Genomic DNA, 6,013 nt, shown 5'->3' with positions numbered 1-6,013 from the left:
TCGCAGGGCAATAGAAACCCAGAACGGGATTGAAACCACGTCCCGAAGCGTTACCGTCTCGTCGTCGATGTCGTCGCAGGGCAATAGAAACCCAGAACGGGATTGAAACACCGCCTCGTCGTCTATGCGGGCGCGGGCGAGAACGGGTCGCAGGGCAATAGAAACCCAGAACGGGATTGAAACCGCTCTCGTCCGAGTCATCCGCACCCGTCGACGGGGTCGCAGGGCAATAGAAACCCAGAACGGGATTGAAACAGATATATCAATTTGCATTGCTCCGAGTGGACCAGGTCGCAGGGCAATAGAACCCAGAACGGGATTGAAACCGCTGTGGCCGGGCGAATCGAGGCCCCATTATCTTGTCCAGTAGAAGTCCACAACAGTTGGTTCGAAATCGCCGCTGACCACACCGCCGTGGTTCTATATGTGCCAATCTGAACGGCTGTGAGGAGTCCATGGATTTATTTCATCTACCTAATATCAAGGATGTACACTCTGTCCAGGTTTATCCCCGCTCGAGTTGGGTATACCACGGATTTAGTGAGGTAATGGCCTGAAAAACTCGAATACACAGGTTGACTACTCTCGTGGATTTATTGATGAAACGCTTCAGATAATCTTCCCGCCATCTTCCTTTGCCGGGCCTTCCGCTCTTGCTCTCTCGACAGATAGTTCCGAAGCACAACCTCCGTCGACGAACTCCCCTGGTCTTCAGCAACTCCCTCCAGTCCCTCTAGAACCTCAGCAACAGCCCCCTGATACGCCGAGTACCAGAACCGCCGGCCCATCTTCGGAGTTGGAGTCTCCCCATCAACAACCACTCCAGCACGGTCAGCCAGTTGCTTGAATCGACGACGAACCGTACTCACAGACACGTGTCCCGTAGACGACGACCGAGAGGGGAACAAATACCTGTTCCAGCTCCCACGGTCAGAGAGTGCATCAATCCGACTAGCTACGACGCCAACACCATACAACAACGTCACTTCACCAGGACCGTTCTTCCGCTCTCCGTCACCGAACGACAGATGCGGGTCCTCTGCATCCAAGACCACCTGGTCGCGTGGAACTGGACGGCGACGCCCGTCAGGGCGTTCGCCGTCCGCTCTCGCTGCCAACATTCATAATTCGCCGTTTCCAACGGCTCTGTGAGCAGTTCTAGGTCAAGCAAAGCACTAGATCTACGAACTGCTCGCTTCTCAAACTGGCCTAACTAGACAGTGCCGATCATATCTTCGCCTCAGAATCCTTCGAGGTGAATCGATGTTACTACGACCACGACGGTAAGGAATACAGCGACCATGCCCCCATCATCGCTGATTTCGAGGGTAATCGCTGGTCATGAATCGTCGCGCCCCGCCGAGACTCACGCATCCTCCTCCGGCTCGACGAGGTCGTTGCTTTCGGCAACGAGTTCCCGCACGGCGGGAGCAGGATCCTCCTCAATCGGAACGGTTCGCTTGTCGAGCGGGGCGGGATACGCACGATCGCCCTGCGCACAGAGCAGGAGCAGCCACTCCTCGGTCCCGTCACCGAGGACGACGTAGTGATGTCTCGCCGCTGGAAGACTGTCCGTTCTGACCGATTCACGGCACTCCAGTTTACTGGAAGTGACGGGGTTGGCGTTCCACCATCCGGCGTGAGCGCTTCGTGCTTGGTGACGCCCGCGAGTGCGGCTTCGATGTCATCGCCGGTGAGATGCCAGTAATTGGCTGGTCCACTGCACTCCAACTGGCTCACCACGTCATCGCGGAACTGGATGTAGTGCTTGTAGGCGACGGCTTCGTCGTCGTAGTAATCGAGGAGGAGTCCACAGGCGAGCTGTGCCGAACCGCTGCCAGTGTCGCCCCATTCGAATCCAGACAGGCGCTGTCGTACGAGATCGAGGCTTCGGTCGGGGACGAGTCGCTCGTGTTCCGTGAGATTGAGTACGACCGGTCTGTCGTCGACGCGCATCCCCACATACTCGACGTGGTCTCTGTTCATCGGGCTGGGGTCGCTCGCAGTCTGTACGTCTGTTCTGGGATCGTCGGTAGAATTCGTCTTCATGTGTCGAACGCGGGTCGTCGAATACCCCGCACCCCTCCTTAGGGGTGAAAAACAACCTCCACGAGCAGTGATTCAGTCTTTTGAACGGATTTCGTCGGCCTGCTGCTTGAGCTGGCGAAGAATCCGAACACGCTGTTGATTTGCGTTCTCGTAGGCGACACACGCTCGCAGTGTCTCCATATCGTGAATCGTCACGATCCCCGCGTTGATGAGTCGGGAGTTTGGCGGTTCGAGTCGCTGTTCCGGTGTGAGACCACTTGATCTGATAGATGGATCTGATGCTCGAGACCACCGTCTCGGATTGTCTGATCGACGAGCTGGAGGCCATCATCGTACACGACGTATCCCGCCTCTTCGAGGCGATTCACGACGCGCCGAATCGTCTCCCGGTTCTCGTCGATCTTCCGCGTGACGCCGGAGATGGAATCTCCTGGGTCGAGTGCGAGGAGGACATATAACCAAGCGCATTCCGTGCTTTCAGGCGGGGATCCAGCGATCACAGAACTATACAATCAACCGATGACACTCAGTCTGGGGTCTGTTCTAGGACACGCTTCTCACCTTTGAGGAGTAGCCCCTTCCACGTCAGACCACGGTGCTTCTTCCTGTTCCTCTGGCCGTTCCACTATTACACGAATGAACTCCTGGGAGGTCACTCTACCGACATTTTCATATATCGCTTGACTCAATCTGTAATCGAGACGCGATGTCTGAAAATGGTCCCCCTCCCCAGCACGAATCGACACAATGGAAGTATGCCCTCATCGGTGGATTGGCCGCTCTCCCGTTCACCACTCTCAGTTACTGGCAAACAGGAGCCGAATTGTCACTTGGAGCAGTGTTGTTCGGGGGTATTCTCGCCGGCTATCTGGCCACGCGAGCGGGCGCTGAGAGCAGCGGGACCGGAACCCGGGTCGGGCTACTTGGCGGACTTCCAGTGCTCTGGGTCGTTTCCGACATTCTTGTGGCCACGTCTGGATTGGACGGCCCAGCCTGGTTTGTGTCGAGCGCGACCGTTCTCACAGTCGGGTTCACTATCGGGGTTGCAATTCTCGGATTCGGAATCGCTGCGCTCATCGGTGAAGTCGGCGCTCGAATTGGGGGCTGGTTGGCCGGCAGACAGCCTGACGGATCGACTCCCGTTGCCAATAGTTGAGATCGGACACGAACGAAATCCTCGCTTTCCCTGACCTCCTCGTTCAACGATAGTCACCGATCCGGCGGAATCCGTACTCGATACCACCTACGATGAGGACGAGTCCAAGGAAGATGAACCACGCACCGAAATAGAACGCATGAGGATCATCCGGATTGGCCGCAAACTCCGCCTGAACGTCTCTCAGGACGAACACGGTCAGCAGGGTCGCTGGTGCGAACAATCGATGACGAACGAGCAGGTACAGCGGAACCGCGGCGAGTAGCCACATCCCGACTGCCCCGTACAGGTACAGCAGCACCTCGACCCCGCCGGAGATCGTCACTCCGAGCCGATACGCGAACCACACCATCACTGCGGCGTGAAGGAGCCCCCCGATTGCGGCGATACCCACCGCTCGTCGCTCGGGAGCAGGAATCGATAGCCATGAAATCGGCCTGGACACATCCGGGAGCCGTTCCCAGCGTGTTCTGATGGCATACTCGAGCAACCCAACAAAGAGGAAGCCGATGGTCCAGACCGACGCGTTGACCATGTAGCGAACGATGTACAGGCCGTTCTCGACGATGATGATCCCAGTCGGTTCGGCCAGTCGCTCGAGTTCGGCGACGTCTCGGAAGGTCGGGCCGGGTGGCGTCAGTTCCATCCCGAGGACGTAGCCCGTCGTCACTGCGAGGGCGACCAGTGGGGCGACGAGGCGGTATCGGAGCGCGAGCCAGACCGGAACTGCGGCGACGACGACGAGACCACCGTAGCGCCAGCTTAGTCCGACAATCGAGTAGTTCGACGGGCCGACCGAGTATCCGAGTTCGAGGGCGACGAGGAGGAGACAGCCCGCATGAAGCGCCCCTACGAGGAGACTACTCAGGAGATGATGTCTGGAGGACATACGTACGCTTGCTCTCGCCTTCCGTTTCTGTATTGCCCCGCAATTGTCCGTTGCTCGAATCGAATGGTCGACTGAGACCGGACTCGTTCTCGGACTCAAGTGATGCAACGACCGGAACGACGTTACAACCCGATAACTCGCTCGACGTTCTGTTGGACGAAGAAATGGTGACCGCCTCTCGCGATGTCGATACCGTAAAACGCCAGTGAGAAGGCTCCGATCGTCGTCACCACGAACAGAAAGAGATCCTGCCTGGAAGCGGTTCCTGCGACGATATCCGGTGCGTAGATGGCTGGCCACATGAGTGCGAACGTCACGTACGACAGGCCAACGAGGTAGCGCCACGAAAGTGTAATCGGGCCCAGTGACAGTTCTGAAATGGTTCCAGCGAGGATTGCACCGAGACCAGCGATTCCTATAAGAACGATCGGACTCGTGCCCAGGACAGCAAGACCGAAGACGGCTGCGAGACCTGAAATGAGGACTAGATCAAGAATCCCGAGGTAGAGGAACTGAGACTGCTTCATACCTGGCACAACCCGTAGAGAGACAAAAATAGTTCTGTTGGACGGATCTTTCGTGGTTGTCTCGTCACGATTTCAATACACTGAGACACCCACTAGTGTTGACGCCGCCCGTCTTGACCGATCTAGACGCCACCGTCGCCTGGAGTACCAATCTCTCCTCGTTGGGCAACGGTCGGCCGTTCCGCCGTGATGGCGTTTGGATACGGTTGAAACGGAGAGAGTACGATACCAACACCTCCGGTCTTTGTATAGAACGGACTGACGTCCGATGCTGGCTGTGAGGCAGCAGTTATTTGGGACGTTTTTAAGTCTCCCGATTAAAATTGTTCGAGTCGATGCCGCCCTCCAGGCCATCCATCCGTACTCTCGCGATTTTCGGACTTCTCCTCGTGGGAGTCGTCTGTAGCTTCGCGTTCCACGCAGCGTTGACGGATATGCAAGTGACCTACACCGCAACCGCCGTCCATCCAGAGGAGAATCCCAGTCAGGTCGCCGACGCCTCTCGACATGTTGTCGATCTCGACGAGCGTCTTCGCGGGAAATCGGCGGCCGTCCGCCGGCCAATCGATCGGGCAGCCATGAATGGCTCCTTTCAGGGGAACGTTCCACCAGAACTCTATATATTGCTCGACGATACGGAGGCGACATACGTCATCTACGACGGAGTGTACTATCACTGGAACTTAACTGCGAACGAGGAGACCACCTTCGTTCGCGTGCAGATGTCTCCAGCCACTGCAGAGACGGTCCTTTCGAACATCTCGTCATCATATAACACTGCATCCTCCCAGGTCCGGTCCGTGATCGAATCGGGCTCAACGACTGGATGGAACGTCGAGCGGGGAATCTATCGTCGTGGGGGAACGTACTACGCCGTGGCGCCGGAGAGTGACACCGCGATCGCGTCGAAGCTCCTCGGTGGGTTCCTCGGATACGTCTTCACGCCAGTCGGCCGTGGGTACGTCGCTGTCGCGCTCGGACTGCTTGCCTATCACCATCGGAACCCGCTAGAAGACCGGTTCCTGACGGTACGTCGTGCGCTCGTCGTGACGGCGCTCGCCGTCCCCGTCGCATTGCTCGGAACGCTCCTGTTCGAGAGCGGCTCCACGTCCCGGTTCGTCACCAGTCCAGTGAGTGCGCTCGTGGTTGCCTCTGGAGTGGTCGCCGGGGTCCTCGTCTATCAGAGGCGCTGGGCTGTCCTGATCGGATTCACGGGGCTCGTGACGGGTCTTGCAGTTGGGGCTGGTGTACTCACCCTCGGGGTTATCGGAGGAGTTCTCGGCGGTATCGCAGTACTTGTGGGACTGATCACGGGAGGGATACCACTTCTCTATGGGATCGTATTCGGATGTTCACATTCACACGGGATCAGTGGGGACAGCTGAGCAGTCG

At 57.6% G+C, this 6,013-nt stretch carries 6 protein-coding genes and 4 pseudogenes; 2 read left to right on the top strand and 8 right to left on the bottom strand.

All coding sequences use genetic code 11. The annotated features are described in order from the left end of the window. The 6 genes and pseudogenes from C441_RS20730 to C441_RS20620 form a co-directional block, all read right to left on the bottom strand. A partial coding sequence (locus C441_RS20730; protein ID WP_007273936.1) for a hypothetical protein occupies positions 1 to 201 on the bottom strand: 201 nt, incomplete at its 3' end. A gap of 392 nt (positions 202 to 593) precedes the next feature. After that, positions 594 to 1,061 (bottom strand): annotated as a pseudogene (locus tag C441_RS20235) (site-specific integrase); the annotation flags it as partial. Then, positions 1,022 to 1,171, bottom strand: a pseudogene (locus C441_RS19465) (IS6 family transposase); the annotation flags it as partial. The pseudogenes C441_RS19465 and C441_RS20235, both read right to left, overlap by 40 nt. A 195-nt stretch (positions 1,172 to 1,366) precedes the next feature. Beyond that, positions 1,367 to 2,049 (bottom strand): annotated as a pseudogene (locus C441_RS20230) (DUF6166 domain-containing protein). Between the two features lie 72 nt (positions 2,050 to 2,121). Beyond that, complete coding sequence (locus tag C441_RS20225; protein ID WP_083874878.1) at positions 2,122 to 2,316, bottom strand: hypothetical protein; 195 nt, start codon at positions 2,314 to 2,316, stop codon at positions 2,122 to 2,124. A gap of 14 nt (positions 2,317 to 2,330) precedes the next feature. Next, positions 2,331 to 2,546 (bottom strand): annotated as a pseudogene (locus C441_RS20620) (hypothetical protein); the annotation flags it as partial. 209 nt (positions 2,547 to 2,755) lie between these two features. Here C441_RS20620 and C441_RS18910 point away from each other — a divergent pair. Continuing rightward, on the top strand, positions 2,756 to 3,205 hold the full coding sequence (locus C441_RS18910) for a DUF5518 domain-containing protein (RefSeq protein WP_007273934.1): 450 nt from the start codon (positions 2,756 to 2,758) through the stop codon (positions 3,203 to 3,205). A 43-nt stretch (positions 3,206 to 3,248) separates the two neighbouring features. Here C441_RS18910 and C441_RS04095 read toward each other — a convergent pair whose 3' ends face one another. Next, the gene (locus tag C441_RS04095; RefSeq protein ID WP_007273933.1) at positions 3,249 to 4,094 is read right to left on the bottom strand and encodes a hypothetical protein; all 846 of its coding nucleotides are present in this window, start codon (positions 4,092 to 4,094) and stop codon (positions 3,249 to 3,251) included. A gap of 122 nt (positions 4,095 to 4,216) precedes the next feature. Then, on the bottom strand, positions 4,217 to 4,621 hold the full coding sequence (locus C441_RS04090) for a hypothetical protein (protein WP_007273932.1): 405 nt from the start codon (positions 4,619 to 4,621) through the stop codon (positions 4,217 to 4,219). Between the two features lie 335 nt (positions 4,622 to 4,956). Between C441_RS04090 and C441_RS04085 the strand changes: the two genes are divergently transcribed. After that, positions 4,957 to 6,006 (top strand): hypothetical protein, encoded by a 1,050-nt coding sequence (locus C441_RS04085; protein ID WP_007273931.1) that lies wholly within the window; start codon positions 4,957 to 4,959, stop codon positions 6,004 to 6,006. The last annotated feature ends 7 nt before the right edge of the window (positions 6,007 to 6,013 follow it).

Origin of the sequence: Haloferax sulfurifontis ATCC BAA-897 (genome assembly GCF_000337835.1) — an archaeon.
Taxonomy (GTDB): Archaea; Halobacteriota; Halobacteria; order Halobacteriales; family Haloferacaceae; genus Haloferax; species Haloferax denitrificans.
Note: the sequence above shows the minus strand (reverse complement) of the source record. Positions and strands in the feature narration are given on the sequence as shown.

Bases quoted from the DNA above. Each gene is read 5' to 3' on its own strand.
- C441_RS18910 (WP_007273934.1), top strand. From the start codon at position 2,756: ATGTCTGAAAATGGTCCCCCTCCCCAGCACGAATCGACACAATGGAAG.
- C441_RS04095 (WP_007273933.1), bottom strand. From the start codon at position 4,094: ATGTCCTCCAGACATCATCTCCTGAGTAGTCTCCTCGTAGGGGCGCTT.
- C441_RS04090 (WP_007273932.1), bottom strand. From the start codon at position 4,621: ATGAAGCAGTCTCAGTTCCTCTACCTCGGGATTCTTGATCTAGTCCTC.
- C441_RS04085 (WP_007273931.1), top strand. From the start codon at position 4,957: ATGCCGCCCTCCAGGCCATCCATCCGTACTCTCGCGATTTTCGGACTT.